This window comes from Gordonia sp. i37 (genome assembly GCF_002043085.1).
Classification (GTDB): Bacteria; Actinomycetota; Actinomycetes; order Mycobacteriales; family Mycobacteriaceae; genus Gordonia; species Gordonia polyisoprenivorans.
In genome coordinates this window covers 1-26,055 of record NZ_MVPX01000402.1, presented here as the reverse complement: position 1 = coordinate 26,055, position 26,055 = coordinate 1, and the positions used below count along the sequence as shown (strand labels likewise).

Below are 26,055 nucleotides of genomic sequence, written 5' to 3'. Positions count from 1 at the left end.
TATCGGGTAGCCACCGAACGTGGGTATCGGCGTCAGCAATTCGGGTGACGATACGCCGCGTCGAGCACCATGGCTCACGGCGCAGTGCAGCGCGGCGGCGAGCACGCCGGTGGCACCCGGTCCCACTGTCACCGCGTCGTCGTCGACGCCGAGATGTCCGGCGATGGTGCGGCGCGTGCGGTGCGGCAGGAACTCGGGATAGCGGTTGAGCGAGGGCACCGCATCGGTCAGGGCGCGCGCCAGGCTCGGCAGCGGCCCATATGCGGATTCGTTGAGATCGAGCCGGACTCGTTGCGGTGCAGCATATTTCTGCGATGAGATTTGAAGGGGTGGGTCGGGAGCCGGGCGCAGGTGACGGGTCATCGTCTGCCGGCCCAGCGGATGGCGGTCGCCGCAGCGAAGTCGCCGGCGTGGGCGAACGCCGACATCATCACCACGTCGCCGGGTCGGACACGTCCGTCGTCGATCGCGGTGTCGAGTGTGGTGGGAACACCGACGGCGAACAGGTTGCCGCACTCGTCGAAGGTGTCGGGGTGACGCTCGGCGGGGAGTTCGAGCGCTTCGCGCCAGTTGCGCAAGAAGATTCGATTGGGCTGATTGGTGATGAACCAATCCAGCGCCGACGGAGCGATACCGATCGCATCGGCCACCTCGATCGCCACCTCGGGGACCATGCGGTTGCCGCGCGCGAGCACCTTGGTGATGCGCGACTCGGTGAAGCCGATGTGGATTTGTCCGGGTCCGGCCTCCCAGTATTTGCGAGAAGGAGACGACACCGACGCCATGTCCGCCGAGTACTCACCGAAGGAGTGGGCGGCCGACCCGAGAATCGGCGACCCGTCGTCACCGAGGGTCAACAGTGCTGCGGCCGAACCATCGCCGGGGATGGCGGCCTGGGCTTTGCCCCGCACCTGCTCCTGGGTGAAGATCTGTGCCGCACTGTTCTGTGCGAGCGCGATCAACGCCGCTCCACCACCGTCGGCGCGAAGCAACGAACCGGCGATGTCGATCATGTGCATGAACGCCGCACACCCCGCGTTGTGGACGTCGAGGACGGTCCGGGGCCGCAATCCCAGCCGATGCGCCAACTCGCCACCACACCCCCGCACCGGGACCTCGGGCAGCTGACTGTGGGTGAGCACGATGCTCACCTCATCGAGGTACTCGGACCCGTGGCGATCGGTGAGAACGCCTGCCGCCGAGACCATCATGTCCGCCGACGTCTCACCGTCGGCGGCGTGATGGCGAAAAGCGGGTGCCGCGAACATCACGTTGCCCGCAAGGTCGTCGTCGGCGGCGTACCGGGCGAAATAGTCGGCCGGGACCCGGTTGTCGGGGAGATAGGCTGCGAGATCACGCAGGACCACCGGTGAGCGGGTCGGATCAAGTCTGGTCGAGGCGGTCATGACGTCATCCATTCCGGGGTGAGGGGCAGGTTGTTGTGGTGGCGGAACTCGGCGATCGCCGTGAGATTGTCGAGCTCGAGTTGGTGTCCGGCAGAGAACATCTCCCAGAAATCGCCGACCCATACCGGGCGATCGGGCGGCGCGGTGTCGGGGTAGGGATTCTCGTCGTAGAAGGGATGCCGGCAGTTGTTCCACAGCACCACCGAACCCGGACGATTCAACACCACCTGCGCATCGACGACCCGCATCAGGTAGATCATCCACAGGTGTTCGCCCTGATCCCATGCACAGTGGTAGTCGACGGTCATCGCATTCGGGTCGGAGATGGTGCGGGTGTAGATGTCGGTGTTGTCGCCGAGCCGGTCCTGGGCGACCCACAGGCCGGGCTCGTCGGTTTCGGTGAATCCGCGCAGACTGTAGGTCCATTCCTCCAGCGAGCGGGTGTCGGAGAGCCAGGAGAACAGCTCGCGGGGCGGTGCGTCCACGTACCCCTGGATCGGGCAGAACTGCCCGAAGATCTTGTCGTGCGGGTACACCGAGCGCAGCATGTCGACGATGATCGGGGTCGCCACCGTGCGGGGGTGGCTCTCGACGCGGATGAGCCCGTCGATGTCGGCGATGCGGTCCCCGAGGTCGGCGAGCGGGGCGGGCTGACTGGTCATGCGGAGTCCTCTCGGGGCAGGAAGGGAGCGAACGGTGGAACCTCATCGCTGTGGCATTCGACGACAAGACAATTGGGTCCGCGCTCGGCGAAGAGCGCCGCGCAGGCGGCGCTCGTGCCGGCCGCATCGTGGGGATGGCGGACCGTCACGCCGGTATACAGCGCCGACACGGCGCCGGCGATATCCGACGTGCGAAATCGGTTGACACCGAACGTCTCCGGAAAGTACAGATTCTCCCGCGTCACACACATGCCGTGGGCGTTGTTGTTGAGGACGATCAGGGTGACCGGGGCGTCGTGCTCCACGGCGGTGTGAAACTCCATGCCGTGCATGAAGAACGCACCGTCGCCGGCGATCACCACGCTTCGCCGGGACGGATCGTCGATGGCGGCCCCGATCCCCGCCGCGATCGCGTATCCCATGCCGCCCATGCCGAGGGCGACGGTGAAGCGGCCGGAGCGGCGCGGCGTCAGATGGTGTAACGCAGCGGCTCCGGCGTTGCCTGCGTCGGCGAAGACGTGCGCATCGTGGGGTAGGTGTGCGTCGATCGCCGTCATGAGTGCCGGTAGGCCCGGCAGATGCGGATCGGGGGCCGGCGGTGTCGTCAGGTATTCGACAACCGCACGCGGCGGGCGACGCGGCGGGAGCCGACGCAGGGACGCGGACTCCGCGAGATGGATGAGCGCCGTGGCGATCGAGGTGACCGCGACGGTCTTGCTGGGATACCGAGGAGGCTGTTCGCCAACGTGATACAGCTCGATACCGTCGAGCAGGTCGTCGAGGCCACCACGATCGGTGACCGTCATCCGAGTGCCGAGCGCCAGGCACACGTCGGCGTCGGCGAGGGCCCGCCGTGCCGACGGATGGCCCATCACCCCGGTGACCCCGGCGTGCGTGGTGAGGTCGGTGACGGCATCGGCGCCACCGGGAGCGGCGACGATCGTGGCACCGAGCATCGTCGCGATCGCGCTGACGGTCTCGCCCGCATGGGAGCGCGACACCTCGTCGCCGACCCACACACACGTGTGTGCGCCTGCGGTGACGCGCTCGGCGAGGAACGTGGCCAGGGTGTCGAGGGAAGCAGACGCCTGCTTCGCCGAATCGGCAGCTGTCCCGGTGGCGCCGGCCGCCCCGTCATACGGCTGCGTCTGAACGTCTTTCGGCACGATCAGGGCGGCGGGCAGGCCGCGGCGCAGCGCGGCGAACGACTGGGCGAGTGCAGACCCGAGGTCGGCCGCCAAGCGCACCACCACACAGTATCCGGTGATGCCGCCGAGGACGGCGGTGAGATCGATGGTGTCGGGGGGATCGAGCATGTCCTGGAAGGCACCGCGCCCGGTCAGTGGTGTCGGGGGTGCACCGATCACCGCGAGTACCGGAACCCGGCTGTCGTAGGATTCCGCCAGCGCGGCAACCACATTCAGCGCGCCCCCGCCGGATGTGGTCACGACCATGCCCGGCCGCCCGGTCATCCGCGCCACCCCGTCGGCCATCGCGCCCGCCGCGAACTCGTGTTTGGCAACCACCATCGGCATGCCGATCACCGCTCCGGTGGCGTACACGTCCTCGATGTTGGCGCCGTGGACCCCGAACACCGCGCTGATTCCGTGCTCACGTGCGGCCTCGAGGATGCACTCGGCGACGGTACCTGCGGCAACCATGCTCTGCACTCTTCGCCGGATCACCTGAAGGGCCGCTGAAAGCCGACACTGGTCGGCGCCGGGGGCATCGAATAGACTGTGCGACCAGCGTTCCACGCGGACCGATGCTCTTACCAGCCGACTCGTGACCGCCGGACGCGGGACGGACCGAGCAGTGAAGAGAACTTTGTCGTCGCCCATCGCCCGATGGGGTGTGCGAGTGCAGTCGACGGTGATCGCGGCGATCGTGGTGGCCGTCGCTCTCGGGATCGGCGGCGCGGTGACGCTGTACATGTTGCACCGCGCGAACACCGACGCGATGTATCGATCCACCGCCCGGCAGGCCTACCAGATCGCCACCGCCATCACCCACGGGGGACCCGCCGCCGTTGACTCCGACGATCTCGCCCCCGGCGCCGGTGTGGATGTGATGCAGGTGCTCGACGAGCAGGGCGCGGTCGTGGTGGCCTCACCGGGGGCGCCGACCGGCGCGGTGACACTCGCCGGATACCAGTCGGCCGGGGCGGGCACCGTACCGGCCGACGACTCGCCGGTCTACGCCGACGACGTCTACATCCCCGGATTCCATGGCGAGTACTGCGCGACCGCGGTGACGGCCAGGTATGCCGGACAACGCTATTCGGTCATCGCGCTCGACCGCGCGAGCGGCATTCGCAGCAGTGAATGGACGATGGCCTCGATCATGGCCGTCGAACTGCCGATGGTCGTGATCCTCGGCGCCGGGGCGGTCTACCTCCTCGTCGGCCGGTCCCTGCGGCCGGTGTCACGAATCTCCCGGCGGGTCAATGAGATCAGTGCGAGCCGTCTCGGGCAACGCGTACCGGTACCCGAAGCGCACGACGAGATCCGAGCGCTGGCAGTGACGATGAACGGGATGCTGCGCCGACTGGAGTCCAGCCACGACGCACAACTGCGCTTCGTCGGTGATGCCTCCCACGAACTGCGCAGCCCACTGACCACCGTCGTCGGACTCCTCGACCTCGCCGACGATTCCCACACCGCGATCGACACGGAAACGGTTCGGGCCGTGCTGCTTCCCGAGGCACGACGAATGCAACACATCGTCGACGACCTGTTGCTGTTGGCCCGAGCCGACGAACGTGGGCTGCCGCTGCAGCGGATCGAGGTCGACCTCGACGACATCGTCGGCGCCGAGATCGCTCGGCTCAAATCGTCGAACACCGTAGTGGTGGAACCGCATCTGGCGCCTGTTCGAGTGGTCGGTGACCGGGAGATGATCGCGCGCGCCGTCCGCAACCTCACCGACAACGCCGCCCGGTACGCCCGCTCCCGGGTGTCGTTGTCGTTGCGCGCCGACGGAGACGACGCGGTGATCACCGTCGGCGATGACGGTCCGGGTATCCCGGAAGCGCAGCGCGAGCGCATCTTCGACAGGTTCGCCCGAGTTGACGCCGACCGGCGTCAGGGATCCGGTGCCGGGCTCGGCCTGGCCATCGTGCGGGAGATCGTCCGTGCCCACGGCGGCAGCGTCGCGGTGGCCGAGGGAACCGGTGGCGGTGTCGACTTCGTTGTGCGACTACCGTTGTCGGCGGACGACGGGCCGCTGGAGGGCCGAGGTCGGCGCTCAGTCCTCCCGCAGCCGATAGCCGGCTCCGCGCACGGTCTCGATGGATGACACCCCGAACGGCTGGTCGATGCGCCGGCGGAGGTAGCCGATGTACACCTCGATGATGTTCTCGTCTCCGGTGTAGTTCTCATCCCAGACCGATTGCAGGATGGAGTGTTTGGACACGACGGTGCCCTTGCGGCGCATCAGGTGTTCGAGTACCGAGTATTCCCGGGGTGTCAGCGTGATGACCTGTCCGGAGCGCGTCACCACCCGCTGAGCCGGATCGAGGCTCAATGTTCCGGCGGTGAGTACCGCCGGGCGTTCCCGGCCGCCACGGCGCACCACTGCACGCAGCCGGGCCTTGAGGACAACCACCGAGAACGGCTTCACCAGGTAGTCGTCGGCCCCGTAGTCGAGCGCCTCGGCCTGGTCGTATTCGCCGTCTTTGGCCGAGAGCATCACCACCGGTGTCCAGACCTCACGTCGCCGCAACTCGCGAACCACCTCGAACCCGTTGAGGCCGGGCAGGATGATGTCGAGCACGATCGCATCGAACTCCTCGGCGCTCGCCTGGGCCAGGGCGTCCACACCGTCGCCGCTGACCGTGACGTTCCACCCGGCGGTGGTGAGTACGCGGCGGACGGTTTCGGCCACATTCGCGTCGTCGTCGACGACCAGCACGCGCACGCAGCCTCCACTTGTGTGTTCCCGCGACCCCCGACCCATCCGACTCTACTATCGACCGCAGACGGGACCGGTGCGCGCGAAACCGCGGCCCGCTCAGGCGCCTGCGACACTCCACGACCGGAGCAGGTGGCGGCCGACGTCGGCGTCGAAGAGGATTGCCGCGCGGAAACCGGTGAGCACCTCCACCGATTGCGCGGGCTCACTGCGCAAAAACGGAATTGCCATGTCGTGGAGTGCTATCTGTTCGTGTACTGCGTCGGCCTCGACGTGCTCATCGAAGAAGTCGGTCGCCGCCGAACCGAGTCCCAGACGGCGCAAACCCTCGGCGTAGCGCTTGTTGGGCAACGACGAGGTGCACTCCAAGGCGAGGAGGTGCCCGACGATGGCACCCCTGAGCCGACGCCGCGAGGCGAACAACGTCAGGGAGTTGATCCAGGCCAGCGTGACCGCGGGGACGGCGTTGAGGTACGCCGCGTGATCGGTGTCGAGTCCCAGCGCCGCCATCGACCGGGCGAAGAGCGTGGAGTGCATGCGCTCGATCCGCCCGCCGCCGTACTCGTCGTTCTGGATCTCCACCAAACCGGCTTTGGCCTGTCCGGTCAGGCGGGGGATGGCGGTGGTGTGCGGGTCGGCTTCGCGCAGGTGATAGAGCGATCGGTGCCTCAAGAAGTCCCGGTACTGTTCGACGGTTCCGTGGCTGCGCAGATGCGCCGACAGCGGGGGTGCGTCCAGCTCGGACAGGTCCTGCCTGATCCTCGACGCGAGATCGTCTGCACTGCAATGCATCACCGGACCAACGCGCTCACGGATCGCCCACTCCAGCGCGTCGCCGAGGCGGTGACGCACGGCGGCCACATCAGGATGCTCATTCCACCTGTCGGACACACCGACGACGCCGCGCCCGTCGAGCTCGGCAAGTACGAACCAGGTGCGCTGCGCGTCGGGGTCGGCCAGCAGGTCTGTGCCCGTGGGCAGGTCGTCGAGAGCTGTGTCGATGGAGCGCATCCTCGAGCGCCGAGCGGGTGGGTCCCGGCGGAGCATCGCGGCGACGGTCTCACCCAGTGCGCCAACAGGTTCGAGCATCGGACAACCCGAGGCCGGTGCCGGGCCTGACATCAGCTGCCTCCGTCGCGCACAATGGATGAATGACCACCCCGGAGTCCGGTTCTCATCCCGTCGATCGCCGCAACCCGGCCAGTATCACGGTCACCCCGGCCGGACCGCTGGTGGTGCGCGGCGACGTGGAGATCGTTGATACCGAAGGTAATCCGATTCCACGACGGCGCGCGACCGTGGCGTTGTGTCGTTGTGGCCGTTCGGGAATCCAACCGTACTGCGACGGCAGTCACGCGATCGGCCGATCGCCGATCCGCGGCGAATGAGCCGGTGCTGCCGGTCACGACGCGCTCACCGCCTCCACGGTGGCCGCCAGGATGCGTTCGAGGCGCTCAGTTCCGAGTGTGTCGGCGGCGCCCGTCACCAGAACACGCAGGTCACCTGACGGCATTATCGTACCGTCGACCTGGAGTAGCCACCGGGTGTTCTTGGGTGGGAACACATGGATCCTTCCGATGCCGTCGAGATGTGGTGGCGAGAGGTCCCAACCGATCAGAACGGGGACAGGAAAGAGACGATCCGGGTCGACCGGGCGCCCGACGAGGGAGAGCACCTCTTCCATCGGGATCACGGCCGCATCGCGACACCGCCGGGTCTCTGCGGCGACGCGGTGCGGAGATCTGTCGGTGGTGAGTGGAATGATGGCCGTCACGACAAAATCGTCGACCACATCGGCATCGTCGAGGGTGCGTCGCGATACCGGGGTGGCGCTCAGCGTTCGGTGATCGCCGGTCACCTCGGCGAGTGCCGTGGCGACCGCCGCATGGAAGGCCTCGAAGGCGGTGACCGAATCCTGCGCTGCGCGACGGGTGAACGCAGCGGTCACTGCCGCCGGGATGGTCGCCGAGAACCGGGTCGCGGCTGCCACGGCCACATCGGTGGGTGTGATGCCACCCAGCGTCCAGACAGACCCTTCGGCGCCGGTCAGCAGATCACACCAGAAGCGCTCCTGCTCGTCGTCGAGAGCGTTCGCGTTGGTGAAAGTCGTTGTCGGCTGCGCTGGTCGAATCGTCGAAGGGGTACTCTGCGCGAAGTCGCCCGGGACGCCGAACACCCGCCGAGCCGCATCACCGGCGAGTAGGAGCAGCGACCTGCCATCGACGGCGATGTGATGGAGGACGGTAACCAAGGCGACGATCCGCCCGGCCGGATCGGTCGCCGCGGTCACCGCGATCGGAGCCTGCGATCGTACGTCGAGTCGGGCGGTGGTGTCCTCCACGATGCGCTGTAAACCGTCGCGGTCCACGCCGTCGACGGCGGCCACTCGTAACACCCTGGTCGTGGGCCACGAGCGGTGCACGTGTCGAACCGGCCCTGTCGCTGTGTCGGGGTGGGTCGAGCGCAATGCGGGGTGTGCGGAGGTGAGTTCGGTGATCAGTCGCGATACGTCGGCCTCGGACCGCAGTGACGTCCCCTGGGGGACGACCCACGCGAATCGGATCAACTGAGCGCACGGGTCATCCGGATCGCGAACGACGCTGCGCTGGGCAGCGGTCAACGCGATCACGGAGTCGGCATCGGAGTTGGGCCGGGTCGGGCGGTCACCCGCGCATCGCTCGGAGAGGCGAGGTCGGGTGTCGGCTGCGAGGGACGCCGAGGGATCGCTCATGCGGGTGGCCACCTGGGCGAGCGTGTCGGCGAGGAGTAGATCATTGGCGGTGATCTCGGGATGCCCGGCCATTCTCAGCAGCGCCGCCGCGGTCATCACGGCGAGCGAATCGCCGCCCTGATCGAGGAAGGCGGCATCGGGATCCGCCGACTCGACACCGAGTGCTTCGGAGACCGCGGAGATCAGAGCGGCCTCCCTGGCATCGAGTGCCGATCTGCCTCGACGAGTGGGTAGCGGAATGGCCGCCAACGCCGCGATGTCGAGTTTGTCGTTGGCGGTGTGCGGCAACTCGTCAATGTCGACGAACATCGAGGGCACCATGTACGTCGGCAACACTGCGCCGACCGCGCGTCGTAGCTCGGCGGGGTCGACCAAGGTTCCCTCGGCGGCAACGACATAGGTGACCAATGCGGGCCGCCCGGACGCCAGTGTTCGCAGTTGCGTGGCACACCGTGCAACAGTGTCATGCCTGCCGAGCACCGCGTCGATCTCGCCGAGTTCGATGCGCAACCCGCGAAGCTTCACCTGACCATCGCGCCGACCCCGGAGACGAATCTCGCCGTCGGCGGTCCAACTGGCGATATCTCCTGTGCAGTACATGACGTCGTCGTCGGAGATGGTGCTCGGCCGAAACACGGTCGCGGTGAGGTCGGGTGCGTCGAGATAGCCGTCGGCCACCTGCGGCCCGGAACAATGCAGGATTCCCCATGCCCCCGGCGGCTGAGGGCGTCCGAGTCGATCGAGGACGGCCTCGGTCACCCCGGTCATCGGCGGGCCGACCGTCACCGCTGCGTGCCCACGCAGTTTCGCGGAAAAGTTGATGCTGCAGCGGGTTTCGGTGGGTCCATAGGCGTTTCGCAGGGGCACCAGAGTGCCCCACCGGTCGACGAGATGCGCTGGTACCGGCTCGCCGCCGAGAACCACCTGGTCGAGTTGATCGGCGATCGCCGGGTCCAGCGTGTCGAGTACCGATGGGGTGACGATGATGTGGGTGAGGTGGTACCGGCGAATCAATCGCGTCATCGCGTCCCCGCCCCGAATCCCCGTCGGGGCGACGACGAGGGCCGCGCCGGTCGCCGCCGCGGACAACACTTCGACCAGTCCGGTGTCGAAAGTGGGTGCCGAGGCGTGAAGCATCCGCGAGTCACGCTTCAGCGCATACGAATTCCTGATCTCGGCAACCAGCGCCGGGAGACCGCGGTGTGGCATGTCCACGCCCTTGGGTATCCCGGTCGAACCCGAGGTGAACAAAATGTAGGCACGGTCGTCGGGTCCGCGGTCGAGGCCGGGAAGTCTTTCGGGACAGATCGATTCGGTGACGTCAGCCGTCTCGGCGACGGAGAGGTCGAGCCATCGGAGGTCTGCGGCGGGCGACCTCGACCCGTCACCGATGACGCCGGGAGCGCCGATGATCGCCGATACCCCTGCGCGCGTGATGATGTCGTTGGTTCTGGCGTCGGGGGAGAACGCATCGCCCACCGGCACCCACACGGCGCCGGCGCGGATCACCGACCAGAATGCGATCACCGAAGACGCCGAACGCTCGAGACACACCGCAACCCGATCGCCCGGTGCGACGCCGGCATCGAGGAGAAGTTGCGCTCCGCGGTCGGCCGCGGCACACAGGTCCGACCAGCTCAGGACCCTCGGGTCGGCGTCGTGCTGTGGTTCGATCAGTGCCGGCGCGTTCGGATCGGACCGGCACACCTCGTCGAGAAGAGCTGCGGTGGGCGTGAATTTCGGCGCGGGTGGCCCCGATCGATGGCGAAACCTGGCCCATTCGTCGCCGATGAAGATCGCCTCCGGTGCCATCGGCGTCTGGGTGTCGAGTTCGTGGAGGAATGAGCCGAGAAACCCGTCGAAGCGAGCGGCCAGTGCAGATAGTCGCGTGGTGTCGAACGCCGCCGCGGGCGCCTCCCAGGTGAGCGCCCGCAAGCCGTCGGTGGCGTCGGGATGAAGCGTCATCGCCACGTCACTGACCGGGCCGGTCCGCATCACCTCCACCGTCCAGGAGAGCCCCGTCCCCGCCGGTGGTTCGAAAGCCGGCAGGATGTTCGCCACTGCGCCGAAGTCGGTGAGGTCCTCGCGGTGTCGCAGGATGTCCTCGCGGTGGTGCAATTGGTGACGCAGTGTCCGGACGACTGTGGTGGTCATGCGGTTGCGGGCGTCGGTTGCGGCGCAGTCGCCGATCCCCGGCAGAGTCAGTGGCACAACGGTCGACAACGGCGCCAGAGCGCGTCGCCGCACGAAGGTGGTGCGGGCGGCCACCGGCAACGAGAAGCCGACGTCGGGTGTGTCGAGCAACCGGGCGCACAGACACGCGAAGGCGGCCAGGATCTCCGGTGTCTCCGGCGACCGTGCGACGCCGAGCCGACGCGTGACCCGAACCACGTCGGAGGTGGGTTCGGTGGGAGTGGCGCACAGCAGACTGGGACTGTGGTGCTCGAGGGCCTTCTCGAAATACATGGCATCGGCGGTGAAACGTGGCGAGTTGCGGTACCGGTGATCGATTGCCATGAGCTCGTCGGTCGTCGGTACCGAAAGGTCGCCCGGTTGCGCAGATCCGGCGTACACCTCGCCGATGTGGCGCATGAGGCGTTGTGCACCGGCGCCATCGGTCAGGACGTGGTGCACACGAAGGATCCAGCGGTGCCGATCGGATGCCAGGATGTGTAGCCGACTGGCCCACAACGGCGAGCTGAGGTCACGGGCATCGGCGCAATCAATGAAGTGCTCGGCTTGTCTGCGGCTCTCGTCATCGGGGTGCGAGTGATCCCGGAGATCCTCGACCACCATCGACGGCACAGGTGTTTCGGCCTGCCGCAGGGGATCGATGCACGACGGATCGGCGGGTGACAGATGCGCCGGGATGTGGACGCCGGCCCAGCCGATGTGGGCGAGAACGGAGTCGACCGAAGAGCGCAAACGGGGTAGGTCGAGCGGTCCGTCGAGGTCGATGCCGAATGCGATGACGTGAGAGGTGTGCGGTCGCAACAATTGTGCGAGCCACAGAGCCCGCCGGGTGACGGTCATTGCCCGCATGCACTTTCGCGAGCCGCTTTCGCTGATTCGTACAGATGCCCTCCCAGTATTCGCACTGCGTCGTCGACAGGCTACGGCCGGTGAGTTGAAAGAGACCTGAAAATGCAGGACGGGGGCGGGTCCGAGTGGTCAGATGCCCAGTGCGCGAGCGAACACGGGCCAGGATTGGTGCAGTTGATCCTGCCAGTAGCCCCAGGAATGCGTGCCCGTGCCGGGAAAACGGACGTGCGCGGCGATCTTGAGTTCACCGAGTCGGCGGACAAGTGTTGCGGTGCATGCGCGTGAGGCGGCCTCGTCGATTCCGCCGATCGCTATCTGGTCGGCCAAGGCGCCGAGGTTGCCCGCGATCCGGCGGTCGTTCGGTGTGTCATGGGGTCCGGGCAGTCCCGATGCGGCGCTGATCCACAGCGCAGGCGTGCCTCGGGCCAGCTTGTAGGCGTTGATCACTGGGTCCTGCGCGGCCCATTCCGGGTCCCCAGGGGGTCCGTACATGTTGGACGCATCGGCGCCTCCGGGCAGGAGGGCGACGGAACGTGCGATCGCGTTGCCGGCCGGCGACGCGGTGTCGGCGCAGCCCGAATACGAACCGACCGCCCGATACAGTCCGGGGTGATTCTCGGCGAGTCGAATGACCGCGGTGCCCGACATAGAGATGCCCGCGATCGCACGGGCGCGGGCGGCTCCGGTCCGACCTCCGTGTCTGGTTTCGAATATCCTCGGCAGCTCGGAGGTCAGGAAGGTCTCCCACCTCAGCGGGCGACTACTTGTCACACCGAATCGAAAATTCGCGGCGCCATCGACGTGTCGCCAGTCGGCGTAGTAGCTCGCCGCCCCGCCTATCGGCGTCACCGTCCAGACGTTCTTGCCCGCGAAGAAGGCGTTCGCGTCGGTGGCATGCGTCCAGTCGTCGCCTTGCTCGCCCCCGGTCGAACCGTTGAGCAGGTAGAGCACTGGTGCCGCGGGGTCTCCGTCGGCTGGGGACTGCACCAGTAGCGGAATCTGGGTGGCCATGGACCCCGACCACACCGACACCACAGAGTTTCTCGGTGACGTGGCCGTTTCGCGGAACGGTTGGCCTGCCGTGGCCCGCGCATACCGCACACCGGTGAGCGTGTCGGCCGTCGCACCGCCTGCGGCGGCCGTCAATGCGCAGGCGCCCAGAGCGCAGATCATGACGACGGCCGTGGCCATGAGGGCGGATTTGAGGGCAGCGTAAGACATTACGGGCTCCATTACGGTCGGCGACTGAGCCGGAGGAGGCGACCGAGGTGGACCGGTCAACCGGCTGGTGGACGGAGTCCGGCTGCCGCGAGTTCTGCCATAGTAAGCACACGTGTCGGTCGACGGTGTCGACCGGACCCAACTCGGTGGGAGAAGCGATGGCGCGGCGCTGGAGGGCAGACCTGCTCGTCGCCGTCTCGATCCTGGCCTGTGTCCAATTCGTGATCGTCGTCGACGAGACCACGGTGGGGCTGGTGGCTCCGGTGATCGCACGCGATCTCTCCCTGGGGTCCTCGGCCCGTCATGTTCTCATCACACCGTTCGCCTGCGCGTTCGTGTGCGGACTTCCGGTGGCCGGACTCCTGCTCCGCCGGGTGGCCCCGGTGCGGACACTCGCGCCGACCGTGGTGTCCTTCGCCGTGAGTGCGGTGGTCGGCGGATGTGCGGTGACGACCGCGCAACTCGTCGTGACTCGTGCAGCGCAGGGGTTCTCGGCCGCGATGGTGACCACCGGGGTGCTGGCCGCGCTGCACACGGCAACCCGCGCCGACCCTCGCCGCATGCGCGCCTTCGCCGGGTTCTCTCTGTTGTCGGGCTCGGGGGCTCTGGCAGCCCTGCTCGTGGTGGGACCGATCGCGGATGTGTCGTGGCGCTGGTGTTTCTGGGGGATCGGTGCCGCCGCGGCCGTTAGTGCTCTGTGGTGGAAGCTTCATGCCCGCGCCAGGTCCGCACAACCGGGCGGTGTCGGCAATGTGGTGCCGTGGGAGGGTATCGATCCGACAACGACGGCGGCGATGGGAGCTGTGGTGGCGACCAACGCGCTGCTCACGGCTGCGGTGATCACCGCGAGTTTCACGCTGCAGGCCGATCGGGGATGGTCTGCGGCCATGACGGGTGTGGGCTTGCTGCCGCTCAACGCCGCCGCCGCGATCGGCACCTTGATGGTGGCGAGATCGTCTGATCGTGCCGGCGGCGCAGTGCCCGCCATCGGGGCGACGGCACTGGCCATCGGCGGGGCGGCGATCACCTGGTGGGCCGGCGTCCTCGGTTCGACTCAATGGCTCTTGCTCGCAACCATTCCGCTTGGTCTCGGCGTCGGCGTGGTCTTCCCGCTGATGAATTCACGAAGCATGGATACAGCCGGGGCATTGTCGATGGGCCGTGCGGCACAACTCGGCGCGGCTGCGCAGGTCGGCGTTGCGGTGGGAGCCCTGGTGGCATCAGCCCATTGGTCGTTCGGACCGGCCGGATTGGCATCGATCGCTGCCGTCGCCGTCATCGTCGACGGCGTTCTGCGACTGTAGTGTTGTCTGCCGACGAGCCGCAGTCGGCGCCGCCCACCGGTCACGTGATCCCGGTGGCTTGCTGCGCAACAACTTTCGGATGCGGCCGGCCACGACGTGGGGTTGTCGGACGGGAGGTTGTCGATCGCCTTTCAGCGATTCCTCAGCGATCGCCGGGCACGATGGCGGCATGAGTGGTCGCGTGCGGATGATGGTGGCTCTGGGCCTGATGGTCCTGGTAGTGGGCCTGGGGGTATCGGGGATCATCGTGCAGCATTATCCTGCCGCCGGCGTCGACAGCTCGACACTGCGATGGGTATTCGATCACCGGACGTCATGGGCGACGCGCTCGGCGTCGGCGTTGAGCACCGTATTCGCACCGATCTGGGTGGCGATCGCCACGGTGATCGGTGCCTTCGGTCTGATCCGCCGAGACCGGCGCCTGGAGCGTGGAGCTCGCATTCTCGGGGCGGTGATGCTCGCCGGTGTGGTGGCCGAGGCGCTGAAGCTCGGCGTGGATCGGCTGCGGCCGCCGGCGATTTATCAGGTGGGGGCGCCCGAGCTGGCGATGTCGTTTCCGTCGGGCCACGTCACGGGCATTTGCGCGTTGGTCTTTGCGGCTGCGGCGGCCGGTGGCGCGCGGAATGCGGCAATCGCTGCGGCCACGCTTGTGACCGCTGCCGTCGCTGCGTCACGACTCTATCTGGGTGCGCATTGGCTCACCGATGTCCTGGCCTCGGTCGGTGTCGCCCTGGCGTCGGTCCTCGCGGCGCCGATGGTGGTTGACCCGGTCATCGATTGGATGCGCCCGCATCTGCCTGTGCGGCTACAGCCGATGGTGGACGCCGGTGAGGGCACGCAGGTGGCAGAACACGCGTCGACTTGCTGAGATTGCCGCATCCTGTCCGCCTACCCCCCGAACGACATCGGCATATCGGCCCGTTTTACGCACTGCGAACGACTCCACGAGACTCACTCGGCACTCACGCACTCCGCAGCGCCTCACGGACGTGCTCTTCTTCGGTGCTGGTGATCCGGGACATCGCATACTTGAGCATCGGCGGTGCCATCACGGACGTGACGATGGCGATCAGCACGATCACCGTGTAGACGCTGGCCGAGAACACCCCGATGCGCAATCCGGTCATCGCGATGACGATCTCCACGGCACCTCGGGTGTTCAGTCCCGATCCCAATGCCACCGATTCCCAACGGGTTTGCCGCGCCAGGCGCGCGCCGATGTAGGCGCCGGCGAATTTGGACGTGACGGCGAGTACCAGCAGTACCGCCGCGGTGAGAGCGACCGTTGGGTCGCCCAGCAGGCGCAGGTCCACCCGCAGACCTGCGGTCGCCAGGAAGATCGGCGCGAGCACCGTCATCGTGACCAGACGCAGCGGCTCGATGAGGGCGGGTCGGCGCGGACCGATCACCACGCCGGCGAGGAAGGCACCCAGGATCGCCTCGAGGTTCAGTGCTTGGGTGACGGCGGCGCAGGCGATGATGAGGGTGGCGCAGACCGGGACGAGGTATCCCGTTGCGGCCTCGGTGTTCTCGAGCTTGTCGAGCAGCGGCCGGATGAGTGGTTTGAGGACGAACACCGCAACCCCGATCGCGCCGACGGTTGCGATGAGTGCGGCCGCGACGTTGCCGCTGCGCAACCCGACGGTCGCCATCGATGACGTCACCGACAGCAGGACCCAGGCGACGGCGTCGTTGGTGCTGCCGACGGCGAGGATCAACTGGCCGATGTTGCGGTGCAACAACCCCATCTCGGTGAGGATCTTCGCGATCACCGGGATGGCGCTGACCGACAGTGCGGTCCCGAGCAGCAACGCCAGCACCGTGGGGGAGACGTCGTCGGCGCGCATGCTCGCGGGGATGAGGAATCCGGCCCCGATGCCCGCGCCGAGTGGAACGACGAACGCGGACACCCCGACCGAGGTCACCACGCTGGTGCGGCGCCGCACGAATGCGAGGTCGAGTTCGGCGCCGGCCAATCCGACGAGCAGGATGACTCCGAGTTGACCGATGGCGTCGATCAGGTTCAACCGGGCGGCATCGGTCGGAAAGAGGGTGTGCTGCAGCCATGGCCACGCCTGCCCGAGGATGGACGGACCCAGAATGACGCCGGCGAGGATCTCGCCGACCACCGCGGGCAGGCCGATTCGCCGGGCGAGCCAGCCCAACGCAATTGCCGAGGCCAGCAGCACGGTGAGCGCGAGCAGCATCGTCATCAATGCGCCGGCACCGATGAACGGCACCGGGGTCGCTGCGGCCTCGATCATGACCACCCTTCCCTCAGATTAGCTAAGGCTACCCTGCATGGGAAGGTCTGATGAACACGGGTGGGGACGATCTACTTCCGGTTGAACGCCACCGCCGCGCGGATCAGCTCGACAAACGCATCGGCATCGAGTTGATCGTTCTCCTTGAGGTCGACGGCCCGTCGGGTGCCGGCGGTCAGGCTTGCGTTGAAGACCTGTCCCGGGTCGGGCAGTGAAGCCCCCTGCGCAAAGGTGACCTTGATCTTGTCCTTATAGGTCTCCAGGGTGCAGACCAGTCCGTCGAGCGAGAATGTGGGTACACCATCGGGATTGGACGGCTTGCGCCACTTGATCTCTTCGGTGATGTCGGGGTCGGCCTGCAGGATCAGGGTGCGCACCTCGTCGGCGCGGGCTGCTCGCCAGTCGGTCGTCATGGGCAAACAGTAACCAGGCCGTCAATGCTTGGTCCGCCGAGACCCGCCGTGCCAGTCTTCTTGTTCGCCGACGGCGTCGACGTCGACACCGAAACTCTTGAGCTGTGGCTTTTCTCGGAGGCTGCGCTTGAGTTCGGCGAAGCCCGGGAATCGCGCCAGGCCGACCACGTGATCCCACAACTCGAGGGCGTCGGCGTCGTCGGGTAGGCGGCTGATGACCGGCCCGAAAACGGCGACACCCGTGGGCGGTTCGACATGGATGATCGGGGTGCCGACGTCGCGGCCGGTCAGTGCGAGGGCCTCGTCGGTCTCGGCGTGGATCTCGGCGTCGAGCGAGGTGTCGTCGAGGGCCTCGACATGGTGTGCGGGAAGCCCGAGTTCGGTCAGGACGGGCCGGAGGAACTCATCGGTGCCCCGGACATCACGACCGTCGACGAGGTAGGTGCCGGTGTGTTCGTCGAAGACCCGCCTGCCGAACGCCTGATACAGCGGGTTCATCAGCTCGCGCCCGTGCTCGCGTCGGACACTCGCGCACACGCGGAGCAGGCGCAGCCCCGCTGTGTGCCCGGCCTCGTACTCCGGCGGGAAGTGAGCCGCATAGTCGATGTGCGCGTTGAGTTGCCGTAGAGAGATGAACCGCCAGTCGACCGAATAGTTCCGTTGCGCTTGCACTTGACGCACCCAGTTGCTGGTCATCCAGGCGAACGGGCACACCGGGTCGAAATAGAAGTGGAGGTCGTCGGGCATGAACCCCATTGTCCACGACGTCCGATGTATGGTGGCGAGATCACCCGGAAGGATGACGATCCCGCCACTGTCGGCGTGACCTGGCAATGACCGAGCATGAAGGCATGACCCCGACGTCCGCGACTGATGATCCGATGACCGATTTCACTGCTCGCCACCTCGATCTCGCCGGCGACGAACTGACGGTGTGGACCTCGGGCAGAGGCCCCGCGGTGGTGTTGTTGCCGGAGATGCCGGGCATCAGCCCCGATGTGCTGCGATTCGGTCGGTGGATACGCGATGCGGGACTGACCGTCTACCTGCCGTCGCTGTTCGGGGTGGACGGAGCCCACCCGCAGGCCGAGACGGGCACGGCGATCATGAAGCGGGCGTGCGTGAGCCAGGAGTTCCATGCCTTCGCCGGTGGCGGTACGAGTCCGATCGCGACGACGCTGCGCGCGCTGGCGCGCGTGGCGCATGCCGAATGCGGTGGGCCGGGTGTGGGCGCTGTCGGGTTGTGTTTCACCGGCAACTTCGCCCTCACGATGATGCTCGACGACTCGGTCGTCGCTGCCGTCGTCAATCACCCGTCACTGCCGCTCGACGACCCGGGCGGTCTCGAACTGTCCGAAGCCGACGGCCACGCCCCTGCGCCGCCGGCTCGACGCCGACGACCTGCGGGTGATCGGCTATCGGTTCGACACCGATCGGTGGTGTACCGCAGCACGATTCGCCGCCTATGCCGAGCTGCTCGGCGACCGGTTCGATGGGCGCGTGCTGCCGGGGTCGTCGGCGAATCCGAGTCCGCCGCCGTTCTTCGCCGACGTCGTCGGCACGCCGCACAGCGTGGTGACCGCCCATCTCGTCGACGAGGCCGGTCATCCGACCATCCGGGCGCGAGACGAGATCGTGGACTACCTGACCGTGGCCCTGCTCGGAGGCTCCGAAACCGTTGCGGAGGAACATGGCTGACCTGACGCGTGTCGGCATCCTCGCATACCCGGGGTGCTTCGCCTCGGAGATCTTCGGTATCACCGACGTGCTCACCATGGGTGGCCACGTCGCCCGGGCGCACCATCAGGAGCCGTCGCTGGTGACCTCGATCGTCTCGCCGCGCAGGCGCGTCGTCGCCTCCGGTGACATCCCGCTGCAGGTGTCCGCGGCCGGCGACGACATCGACGTATTGGTGATCCCTGGTTTCGAATTCGTCCCCGGGGAGAATGTTTCGGACAGACTCGCAGATCTGGCGCCGGAGATCGAGGTGATCGGCCGGCACGTTTGCGATGGCCGGCCCGTCGTCTCGGTCTGCGTCGGCGCCTTTCTGCTCGGGGCGGCCGGGGTACTCGACGGCCGCACGGTCACCACCGCGTGGTTGTTCGCCGATGCTCTGCGACAAGCCTTTCCGTGCGCGGTGGTCGACGACGAGAAGCTCGTCGTCACCGACGAGGGGGTCACCACGACCGCCGCATTCAGTGCCATGTACGACTTCGTCGTCGACCTCATCGAGAGCCGCCACGGCGACGACGTGGCGCGTCGCACCGCGCGGATCGCGCTGCTCGACGACGCCCGTAGCAGCCAGACGCCCTACGTCGACACCGCGCTGCTGCCGCCCGCCGGGTCGTCGTTCGCTGCGCGGGTGCAACGCCACCTCGAGCATCACCTCACCGAGCCGTACAGCCTCAAAGACCTTGCGGCGCAGATGTCGGTGAGTACCAGAACTCTGCTCCGGACCTACAAACGCGAAACCGGGGAGTCGCCGCTGACCTATCTACAGCGGGCCCGCATCCGGCGTGCGCAGCACCTTCTGGCGTCCACCGACCGCACCCTCGGCGACGTCCGCCGTGCCGTCGGCTACCAGGATGGCGGCGCGTTCTCGGACCTGTTCACAAGGCACACCGGTATGCGGCCGAGGGAGTATCGGGGTCAGTTCGGACGTGCGTAGGGATCCAGCACCTCGTACACGGTGGCCGGTGCCGCCGATCTTTGAGAGTCAGCCCTGCAACGCACTCCGCAGTGCATCGATCGCGAGTGTGCGGGCCACGTTGGCGGCCTTGGTATCTCGCAGGCTGTCGAGGAGCAGGAAGTCGTGGACCATGCCGGCGACCCGCACGCTGGTGACGTCCACTCCCGCCTCACGGAGTTTGTTCGCGTACTGTTCGCCTTCGTCACGCAGCACGTCGGCTTCGTCGGTGATGACCAGTGTTGTCGGGAGTCCTTGCAGTTCTTCGACACTCGCTTGCAGCGGTGACGCGTGGGCCTCTGCCCGTTGTGCCGGATCGGTGGTGTAGGCATCCCAGAACCACTTCATTCCGTCGCGCGTGAGGTAGTAGCCCTCGGCGAATTGGAGGTAGGACGGGGTGTTGAAGTCGGCGTTGGCCACGGGGTAGAGCAGCACCTGTGCCTTGAGATCGATGCCACCGCGCTCCTTGTTCATCAGTGCGAACACCGCCGACATACAACCGCCGACGGACTCGCCGGTCACCGCGATGCGGCTGGGGTCGAGTCCATGCTCCGAACCGTGTTCGAGTACCCATTGGCCAACGGCGTAGTTCTGCTCGATTTGCGTGGGGTACTTGTGTTCGGGTGCGCGGTCATAGACCGGGAAGACCCCGGCCGCGCCGGCGCCGACGGCCAGTTCCCGGAACAGTCGGTCATGGGTTCTGTCGTCCCCGAAAACCCAACCGGCGCCGTGAATGTAGAACACGACCGGCAGCTGGCCACTCGCGCCCTTCGGCCGGATGATCCGGGTTCTGACGGTGCCCCATTCGCCGGCGTTGACATCCACCCACTCCTCGTCGACCTCGGGTCGGGGGACGCTCTCGTCGCTCTGCAGGTCGAGCAGGATCTGACGTCCCTGATCGGGTGGTACCTCGTAGATGCGCGGGTGGGGATCGGTGGCGGCGCACAGCTCTTGCGCCGCGGGTTCGAGATAGGGGGGCAGGGGAGCGGGAATCTCGGGCATGGGGTGAGCCTCTTTCCTCTGGAAGCGTGAGTCGATTGCAGTCGCATCTGGCAGTTGAGGTTTTCGATGCGGGTGGTTGTGTCAGAACCGCGGCACGAGAATCGATGGTGGAGAATGTATTTCCCGCGCTGAGTTGCCGCCCGGAAGGCCGGGTCGGATCTCGGGAGGTTCGTTTCCTGTTGTGGACGCCTCCCGGCTCACGGTAGAACCCGAAGTAAGCGGTGTCAACACCTTCGTCGGTTTCGCTTCGTCGTGGCCTCCGTAGGCGATCCCGACACGTCCGCCACCGACGTCGGTGCCTACGATGGGGCGATGCATGCAGCCGAATCGGGGGGGGCGGTAGTGCTCGCACAACTCAGTGACGCCCAGACCGTCGGACTGTCGCTGGCCATCCTCGGCGCGGTACTCGTCGTCGGGTGGATCGTGCGCATGAAGGCCGGATTCCTGCACACCTTGTTCATCCCGGCGAGCGTGGTGTCGGGATTCCTGGTGTTGATCCTCGGACCCCAGGTGCTCGGCCGGTTCATCGACAGCCACGGGTTGTTCCCCTCGGACGTCATCGAGGTCTGGCGGGTGATCCCCGGACTGATGATCAACGTGGTCTTCGCGGCCATCATGCTCGGCAAGACGCTGCCCAGCCCGCGGGCCCTGTGGGACGCCGCGGCACCGCACGCATTGTTCGGTGCGTTCCTGTCGTTCGGACAGTTCGCTCTCGGGGGTCTCGCGGTGCTCCTGGTCCTCACTCCCTTCTTCGGACTACCCGCCGAAGCCGGTTCCCTGTTGGAGATGTCGTTTGCCGGCGGTCACGGCACCATCGCGGGCATGGGTCAGGTCTTCAGCGATGAAGGCGCTCCCGAACTCGTCGACATCGGGCTCGGCCTGGCGACGATCAGCATGGTGACCGGCGTGGTCGTCGGATCGATGCTGGTGCGCTGGGCGGTCCGCCATCCCCGAATCCCGCTGCGCCGCAACGAGCCCCTCCGGTCCGATGAGAACTACGACGTCGACGACATCCACGTGGTCCCGGCAGATGCCAAGCCCGCCAACGAGACCGGTCTGCACCCCACCACCCTCGCCTTCGCCCTGATCGGCGTGACGATTCTGGTGTCGGTCGGCATCCTGTGGGGAGTGCGGGCCATCGTCTCCGCACTCGGTTCCGACATTCTCGACAAGATGCCGTTGTTCCCGGTGGCCGTCATCGGCGGGTTCATCGTGCAATGGGTGGTAGCGAGAACCGGGCAGGCCCATCGCGTCGACAAGCGTGCGGTCGAGGGGATCTCGTCGATCGCCCTCGACGTCTTGCTGGTGTGTGCGATCGGCACGATGTCGCTGGCGACCATCGGCTCCAACGTCCCGGCGATCGTCGTGTTCACCGTCGTCGGTGTCGGGTGGAGTGTGGTCTGCCTGATCTGGCTGGGGCGTCGATTCCACGGTGCGGATTGGTTCGAGCACGCCATCGCCGACTTCGGGCAGTCGCAGGGCAATGTGGCGACCGGCTTCGTCCTCGCCGACATGGTCGATCCCCGACGCGAGACCTCGACCGCGAACGCCTAGGGCTACAAACAACTACCGTACGAGCCATTCCTCGGCGGCGGCTTGATCACCGCGCTGTCGGTGCCGCTGATCGTGGCGATCGGGTTGCCGTGGTTCACCGCGGTCAGCGTCGTCGCCGTCGCAGTGATCGGGGTGTGGGGGATGCGCAGGCGTAAGTCCGGGGTCGGTGGCTGAATCGCCACGAATGTGTGCCGACTCGGGGAATGTGTGTCCTGCAGGACACACGACGGCGAAGTCGGCACACAAACGCACTCATCGCCGCGCGGGGTGGACGCTGCAGGCAGACTGGGTGTTACTCCGGGGTGGGTGCGTCAGCAGCTGTCACACCGCACGCTCCCGTCGGTCAAGGTTGGCACCGCGCATCGGCTTCCGGTATTCCAGTTCACCGGCGACGGAGAGCTACCCGGCTGGGGTCGAGTCGTGCACGCTTCGTGACCAGCTGGGCCCGCCACTGGTCCTGTCCAACGGGTGCATTCACTTCGGTCTCGGGGCAGCGCGGTGACAGTCGGTAGCGATGTATATTCGACGAAGTCGACTTTGAGATGGGCACGGTCAGCTGTGCCCCGGACACGGCGTCATCGGTGTAGTTACCCACACCGAATCGCGCATTATCCGCCTCAGCGCGGTCTATTATGGGGCGAACGACGTTGCTAGACAGGCCTCGACGCACTTTCGCAGCAAAGCCCTCGACGCGTTCCTCGTTTTTCTTCTCGTCGGTCGTCTGAGGGTAGCACCGACGAATGAGAGACGTAGCAGTACCTACATCGATTGCTGAGGAGCTGCCGAGGCCACGAATGCCATCAGAAGGTCCAGGCTAGATCAGAATCCGTCGGACCGGTCGACACAGAGGTGCGATCGGCAGCTGAGTGGCACTGCCGGGCGACCCAGGGGGCGTCGCCGAGCACATGGGTGCGTGGAAGGCTGCGTACGGTATTCCAGGTATCCGACGATGGATCATGTTTCCCTGGAAGCATATTCGCGCAGCGGCAAAGATGCGTCACGAGAGGGTGGAGGACTCCGTTTTCGTTGGCGTGGTCACTCGTCACCATGGTGCAGGTCTCCAGCGTGGTGCTCGTGCCCGTCGAGGATCCATCCCCCGGTCAGGGCCGACACGCCCATCAGCAACAGCAGGCACAGGGACCCGATGACGACCGCGACGCGGCGGTGCTGCAGCAGGTAGCCGGTCGATACGAGCAGTAATGCAGAGATCTGCGAGCGGCTGTGGCGAATACGGCCTTCGGAAGAAGTGGTCGGTTTTGTGCGCGCGAGGTGTTGGACATGATCGACGTCGGCGGTCAGATCGGCGACTTCGTCTCGGTAGGTTGCGGAGTACACCGACGAGGAGCGGTCGTCGAACTCGGTGACGGTGAGCATTCCGTCTGCCATGGCGGCTCTCAGGACGGTGGCGGCGTCTTCGCGGTCGCGTGATGAGGCCCTGAGTCGGATGCTCTGGACGGCTTCCGTAGATGGTGTGTCAGACATGAAAGACCTTTCGTGGACTGGCGATGAGTCGCTGGTCCGACCGCTCGTCGGTGCAGTGTCGCGGATCGCGATTCACCACGATGATGCGACCGGGCGACTGAGTCCTCGCTGTCAACGGCTGAGAGCGCTTTCAGGATGCGATGACTCAGCGTTGACACAGCAACTGTCTGATCTGATGTCGGAGACCTGGCTACCGCCACCCGCCGATAGGAGACGCACATTGAACATCGTCCAGGCAGTGATACTCGGTGTGGTGGAGGGGCTCACGGAGTTCCTACCGGTGTCGAGCACCGGCCACCTGACGATTGTCGAGGAACTGATGGGACTGACGATCGACGACGCGTCGGTGACCGCCTTCACCGCCATCATTCAGGTGGGTGCTATCGCAGCCGTGGTCATCTACTTCCGGCACGACATCGTGAGGTTGATCTCGACGTGGGGCCGAGGGTTGACTTCGGAAAGCGCTCGGCGCGAGCCGGAGTACCGCTTGGCGTGGGCGGTGATCGTCGGTTCGATGCCGATCGGTGTCATCGGCTTCCTCGCCAAGGACGTCGTTGCGGGTCCGTTGCGGAGTCTCTGGGTGGTTGCGGGCGCGTTGATTGCCTGGAGTGCGGTGATGTACGCCGCCGAGCGATGGGCAACACAGCGTCGCGGCGATCGGGGGATCACGATCCGTGACGGGGTCATTGTCGGTGCCGTGCAGTGCATCGCCCTGGTCCCCGGGGTGTCTCGGTCCGGGGCAACCATCTCGGCAGGACTGTTTCTGGGTCTTGATCGGGTTGCAGCGACCAGACTCTCGTTCTTCTTGTCGATCCCCGCGCTCACGGCTGCAGGCGGCTACGAAGCTGCCACCACCGCGACGGACATCTCCGGTGGAGTCGGATGGACGGCGACTGTGATCGCGACACTGGTCAGTGCGATTGTGGCCTACGCAACGATCGCTTGGCTGCTCCGCTTCGTGAGCCACCACCCCATCACCTACTTCGTTGGATATCGAATCCTTCTGGGGGCCATACTCATAGGCCTGCTCTCAACCGGGGTGCTGGCCGCCACCTGAGCGGCGCAGTCACCTGACAGTCGGTGTGCAGGTGACGCCAAGGCACTCTCAGCGGCCCCACAACGTTGACCGGGCAGGCTTGTCGTATGTCTCACCAGTTCGCCGCCCCTCGCAACCATGCCCGCTGTGTACGTCTATTGCCTCGTCGGGCTGCTGGTTTTCGGTGAGTCGGCCATGCTGCTCGGTCTCGTCCTACCCGGCGAGACGGTGCTGCTCGCCGGTGCTGCGCTCGCCGGCGCCGGTCACGCGACATTGATCGGTGTCATGGGCGTGGGGCTGGTGGCCGCGATAGCCGGTGACTGCCTCGGATATGCCTTCGGTCGCACGCTCAGTTCGCGTATTCGCACCAGCGCGATGGGCCGACGCGTTGGCGAAGCGCGTTGGCGCAGAGCAGAACGACTGACGAAGAGCCGTGGCGTCGTAGCGGTAGTGGGTGGACGTTGGGTGGGAGTTCTGCGTTCTTTGGTGCCGCTGGTGTCGGGCATGTACTCGATGCCGTTGCGACATACCTGATCTGCAATGTCGTGGGCGGCGTGGTCTGGGTTGCCGGAGTGTCCACGTTCGGTTACTTTGCCGGAACCACGCTCGGCGCATCTGCCATGCTGACGGTCTCGGGAGGGCTGCTGGGCGCCGCTGCCGTGTATGCGCTGGGCAATTGGGTGTTGAGGGTTCGTCGCCGCGCAGCGGATTTCGCCAAAGGCGTTCCGTCTTGACACAAGAACCGCGCGATCAAGGCTGCACACGACGCGCCGTCACGAATGATCGATGGTGCGCCGCAGTTCGGTCGGATGTGGCGGTGCGGGCACTGAGGCGGCCGCAACCGCAACGTCTCGCCCAAGCAGGGACACTGTTTGCGCTCGCCGGCCCGTCACATGCCGAGGCGCGTTCGAATCGGTCCGTGAGCGGTGATGCGGCCCTGCTCGATGAGAAATCCGGTTGTCGCGTAACGCTCGAGAAGGTCGATGTCATGACTGATCACGACCACAGCCATGCGACGCTGCGCGGCCACCTCGGCGATGAGGTCCATGACGTCGTGGGCGGTTTCGGTGTCGAGGGCCGAGGTGATCTCGTCGCAGATCAGTACCCTGGATCGCGCTGCCAGAGCGCGCGCGATGGCGACGCGTTGCCGTTGCCCGCCGGACAGTTCGTGCGGGTGGCGTTCAAGGCCCAGTTCGACTCTCCCAGGGACGCCGGGAGCTGGAGAAAAGCAGCAGTACTGACCAGATACATCGCCTCGACGAAGCGCAGCCCGAGCTGGGTGCGGGTGGTATCGCGAATGTTCGGCAAGATCTCGCGAGTGACCAGATACGGCAGGGGCT

At 66.5% G+C, this 26,055-nt stretch carries 23 protein-coding genes and 2 pseudogenes; 11 read left to right on the top strand and 14 right to left on the bottom strand.

Translation table 11 applies throughout. The annotated features are described in order from the left end of the window. The 4 genes and pseudogenes from B1964_RS19985 to B1964_RS19970 form a co-directional block, all read right to left on the bottom strand. Nucleotides 1-363, bottom strand: a pseudogene (locus B1964_RS19985) (aminotransferase); the annotation flags it as partial. Then, nucleotides 360-1,406 carry a 3-oxoacyl-[acyl-carrier-protein] synthase III C-terminal domain-containing protein gene (locus B1964_RS19980; RefSeq protein WP_079931010.1) on the bottom strand — a complete coding sequence of 349 codons (1,047 nt, stop codon included), beginning with the start codon at nt 1,404-1,406 and terminating at the stop codon, nt 360-362. The gene B1964_RS19980 and the pseudogene B1964_RS19985, both read right to left, overlap by 4 nt. After that, nucleotides 1,403-2,068 (bottom strand): hypothetical protein, encoded by a 666-nt coding sequence (locus tag B1964_RS19975; protein WP_006367946.1) that lies wholly within the window; start codon nt 2,066-2,068, stop codon nt 1,403-1,405. The genes B1964_RS19980 and B1964_RS19975 overlap by 4 nt, the downstream gene beginning before the upstream one ends. Further along, nucleotides 2,065-3,729, bottom strand: coding sequence for a thiamine pyrophosphate-binding protein (locus tag B1964_RS19970; RefSeq protein WP_172398907.1), 1,665 nt, complete (start codon nt 3,727-3,729; stop codon nt 2,065-2,067). Before B1964_RS19970 ends, B1964_RS19975 begins: the two co-directional genes overlap by 4 nt. A 154-nt stretch (nt 3,730-3,883) precedes the next feature. Between B1964_RS19970 and B1964_RS19965 the strand changes: the two genes are divergently transcribed. After that, entirely contained in the window at nt 3,884-5,365 is a 1,482-nt protein-coding gene (locus tag B1964_RS19965) for a HAMP domain-containing sensor histidine kinase (RefSeq protein ID WP_253194086.1), read from the top strand. On the opposite strand, the gene B1964_RS19960 is transcribed toward B1964_RS19965, so the two are convergent. Both B1964_RS19960 and B1964_RS19955 read right to left on the bottom strand, forming a co-directional pair. After that, a complete protein-coding gene (locus B1964_RS19960; RefSeq protein WP_020169890.1) occupies nt 5,315-5,986 on the bottom strand; it encodes a response regulator transcription factor in 672 nt (223 codons plus the stop codon). The genes B1964_RS19965 and B1964_RS19960 overlap by 51 nt on opposite strands. Nucleotides 5,987-6,079: 93 nt before the next feature. Further along, nucleotides 6,080-7,069 (bottom strand): iron-containing redox enzyme family protein, encoded by a 990-nt coding sequence (locus B1964_RS19955; RefSeq protein WP_079931008.1) that lies wholly within the window; start codon nt 7,067-7,069, stop codon nt 6,080-6,082. Between the two features lie 62 nt (nt 7,070-7,131). Here B1964_RS19955 and B1964_RS19950 point away from each other — a divergent pair, with 62 nt between their 5' ends. Then, complete coding sequence (locus tag B1964_RS19950) at nt 7,132-7,368, top strand: CDGSH iron-sulfur domain-containing protein (protein WP_006367941.1); 237 nt, start codon at nt 7,132-7,134, stop codon at nt 7,366-7,368. 14 nt (nt 7,369-7,382) lie between these two features. Here the strand turns inward: B1964_RS19950 and B1964_RS19945 are convergent, their stop codons facing one another. Continuing rightward, nucleotides 7,383-11,744, bottom strand: a complete 4,362-nt coding sequence (locus tag B1964_RS19945) for an AMP-binding protein (RefSeq protein WP_079931007.1) — start codon at nt 11,742-11,744, stop codon at nt 7,383-7,385. Nucleotides 11,745-11,882: 138 nt separating this feature from the next. Further along, nucleotides 11,883-12,974: an alpha/beta hydrolase family protein gene (locus B1964_RS19940; RefSeq protein WP_079931006.1), complete on the bottom strand. Its 1,092-nt coding sequence runs from the start codon at nt 12,972-12,974 to the stop codon at nt 11,883-11,885. Between the two features lie 158 nt (nt 12,975-13,132). Here B1964_RS19940 and B1964_RS19935 point away from each other — a divergent pair, with 158 nt between their 5' ends. Both B1964_RS19935 and B1964_RS19930 read left to right on the top strand, forming a co-directional pair. Continuing rightward, complete coding sequence (locus B1964_RS19935) at nt 13,133-14,278, top strand: MFS transporter (protein ID WP_079931012.1); 1,146 nt, start codon at nt 13,133-13,135, stop codon at nt 14,276-14,278. Nucleotides 14,279-14,447: 169 nt separating this feature from the next. After that, nucleotides 14,448-15,146 (top strand): phosphatase PAP2 family protein, encoded by a 699-nt coding sequence (locus B1964_RS19930; RefSeq protein ID WP_253194085.1) that lies wholly within the window; start codon nt 14,448-14,450, stop codon nt 15,144-15,146. A gap of 94 nt (nt 15,147-15,240) precedes the next feature. Here the strand turns inward: B1964_RS19930 and B1964_RS19925 are convergent, their stop codons facing one another. The 3 genes from B1964_RS19925 to B1964_RS19915 all read right to left on the bottom strand — a co-directional run bounded on the left by B1964_RS19925 (nt 15,241) and on the right by B1964_RS19915 (nt 17,702). Beyond that, nucleotides 15,241-16,542, bottom strand: a complete 1,302-nt coding sequence (locus B1964_RS19925) for a cation:proton antiporter (protein ID WP_253194084.1) — start codon at nt 16,540-16,542, stop codon at nt 15,241-15,243. Nucleotides 16,543-16,613: 71 nt separating this feature from the next. Then, nucleotides 16,614-16,955, bottom strand: coding sequence for a DUF1801 domain-containing protein (locus B1964_RS19920; RefSeq protein ID WP_079931004.1), 342 nt, complete (start codon nt 16,953-16,955; stop codon nt 16,614-16,616). Between the two features lie 21 nt (nt 16,956-16,976). After that, on the bottom strand, nt 16,977-17,702 hold the full coding sequence (locus B1964_RS19915; protein WP_253194083.1) for a hypothetical protein: 726 nt from the start codon (nt 17,700-17,702) through the stop codon (nt 16,977-16,979). Nucleotides 17,703-17,788: 86 nt separating this feature from the next. Here B1964_RS19915 and B1964_RS31145 point away from each other — a divergent pair. The 3 genes and pseudogenes from B1964_RS31145 to B1964_RS19905 form a co-directional block, all read left to right on the top strand. Beyond that, nucleotides 17,789-18,214: pseudogene (locus tag B1964_RS31145) on the top strand (dienelactone hydrolase family protein); the annotation flags it as partial. A 148-nt stretch (nt 18,215-18,362) separates the two neighbouring features. Next, on the top strand, nt 18,363-18,653 hold the full coding sequence (locus B1964_RS31140) for a hypothetical protein (RefSeq protein WP_253194087.1): 291 nt from the start codon (nt 18,363-18,365) through the stop codon (nt 18,651-18,653). Beyond that, the gene (locus B1964_RS19905; protein ID WP_079931002.1) at nt 18,646-19,623 is read left to right on the top strand and encodes a helix-turn-helix domain-containing protein; all 978 of its coding nucleotides are present in this window, start codon (nt 18,646-18,648) and stop codon (nt 19,621-19,623) included. The genes B1964_RS31140 and B1964_RS19905 overlap by 8 nt, the downstream gene beginning before the upstream one ends. Before the next feature lie 48 nt (nt 19,624-19,671). Here B1964_RS19905 and B1964_RS19900 read toward each other — a convergent pair whose 3' ends face one another. Further along, entirely contained in the window at nt 19,672-20,643 is a 972-nt protein-coding gene (locus B1964_RS19900) for an alpha/beta hydrolase (RefSeq protein WP_079931001.1), read from the bottom strand. Between the two features lie 312 nt (nt 20,644-20,955). On the opposite strand from B1964_RS19900, the gene B1964_RS19895 reads away from it, so the two are divergent. After that, nucleotides 20,956-22,197, top strand: coding sequence for a sodium/glutamate symporter (locus B1964_RS19895; RefSeq protein ID WP_253194082.1), 1,242 nt, complete (start codon nt 20,956-20,958; stop codon nt 22,195-22,197). Nucleotides 22,198-22,239: 42 nt separating this feature from the next. Next, the gene (locus B1964_RS31460; RefSeq protein WP_290440720.1) at nt 22,240-22,371 is read left to right on the top strand and encodes a hypothetical protein; all 132 of its coding nucleotides are present in this window, start codon (nt 22,240-22,242) and stop codon (nt 22,369-22,371) included. A gap of 861 nt (nt 22,372-23,232) precedes the next feature. Here the strand turns inward: B1964_RS31460 and B1964_RS19885 are convergent. Further along, entirely contained in the window at nt 23,233-23,679 is a 447-nt protein-coding gene (locus B1964_RS19885) for a DUF1707 domain-containing protein (RefSeq protein ID WP_079930999.1), read from the bottom strand. Nucleotides 23,680-23,899: 220 nt separating this feature from the next. On the opposite strand from B1964_RS19885, the gene B1964_RS19880 reads away from it, so the two are divergent. Continuing rightward, on the top strand, nt 23,900-24,736 hold the full coding sequence (locus B1964_RS19880; RefSeq protein ID WP_079930998.1) for an undecaprenyl-diphosphate phosphatase: 837 nt from the start codon (nt 23,900-23,902) through the stop codon (nt 24,734-24,736). 117 nt (nt 24,737-24,853) lie between these two features. Further along, nucleotides 24,854-25,249, top strand: coding sequence for a VTT domain-containing protein (locus B1964_RS19875; RefSeq protein WP_079930997.1), 396 nt, complete (start codon nt 24,854-24,856; stop codon nt 25,247-25,249). 355 nt (nt 25,250-25,604) lie between these two features. Here the strand turns inward: B1964_RS19875 and B1964_RS31455 are convergent, their stop codons facing one another. Then, entirely contained in the window at nt 25,605-25,850 is a 246-nt protein-coding gene (locus B1964_RS31455) for an ABC transporter ATP-binding protein (protein WP_288336131.1), read from the bottom strand. Nucleotides 25,851-26,055 lie beyond the last annotated feature (205 nt).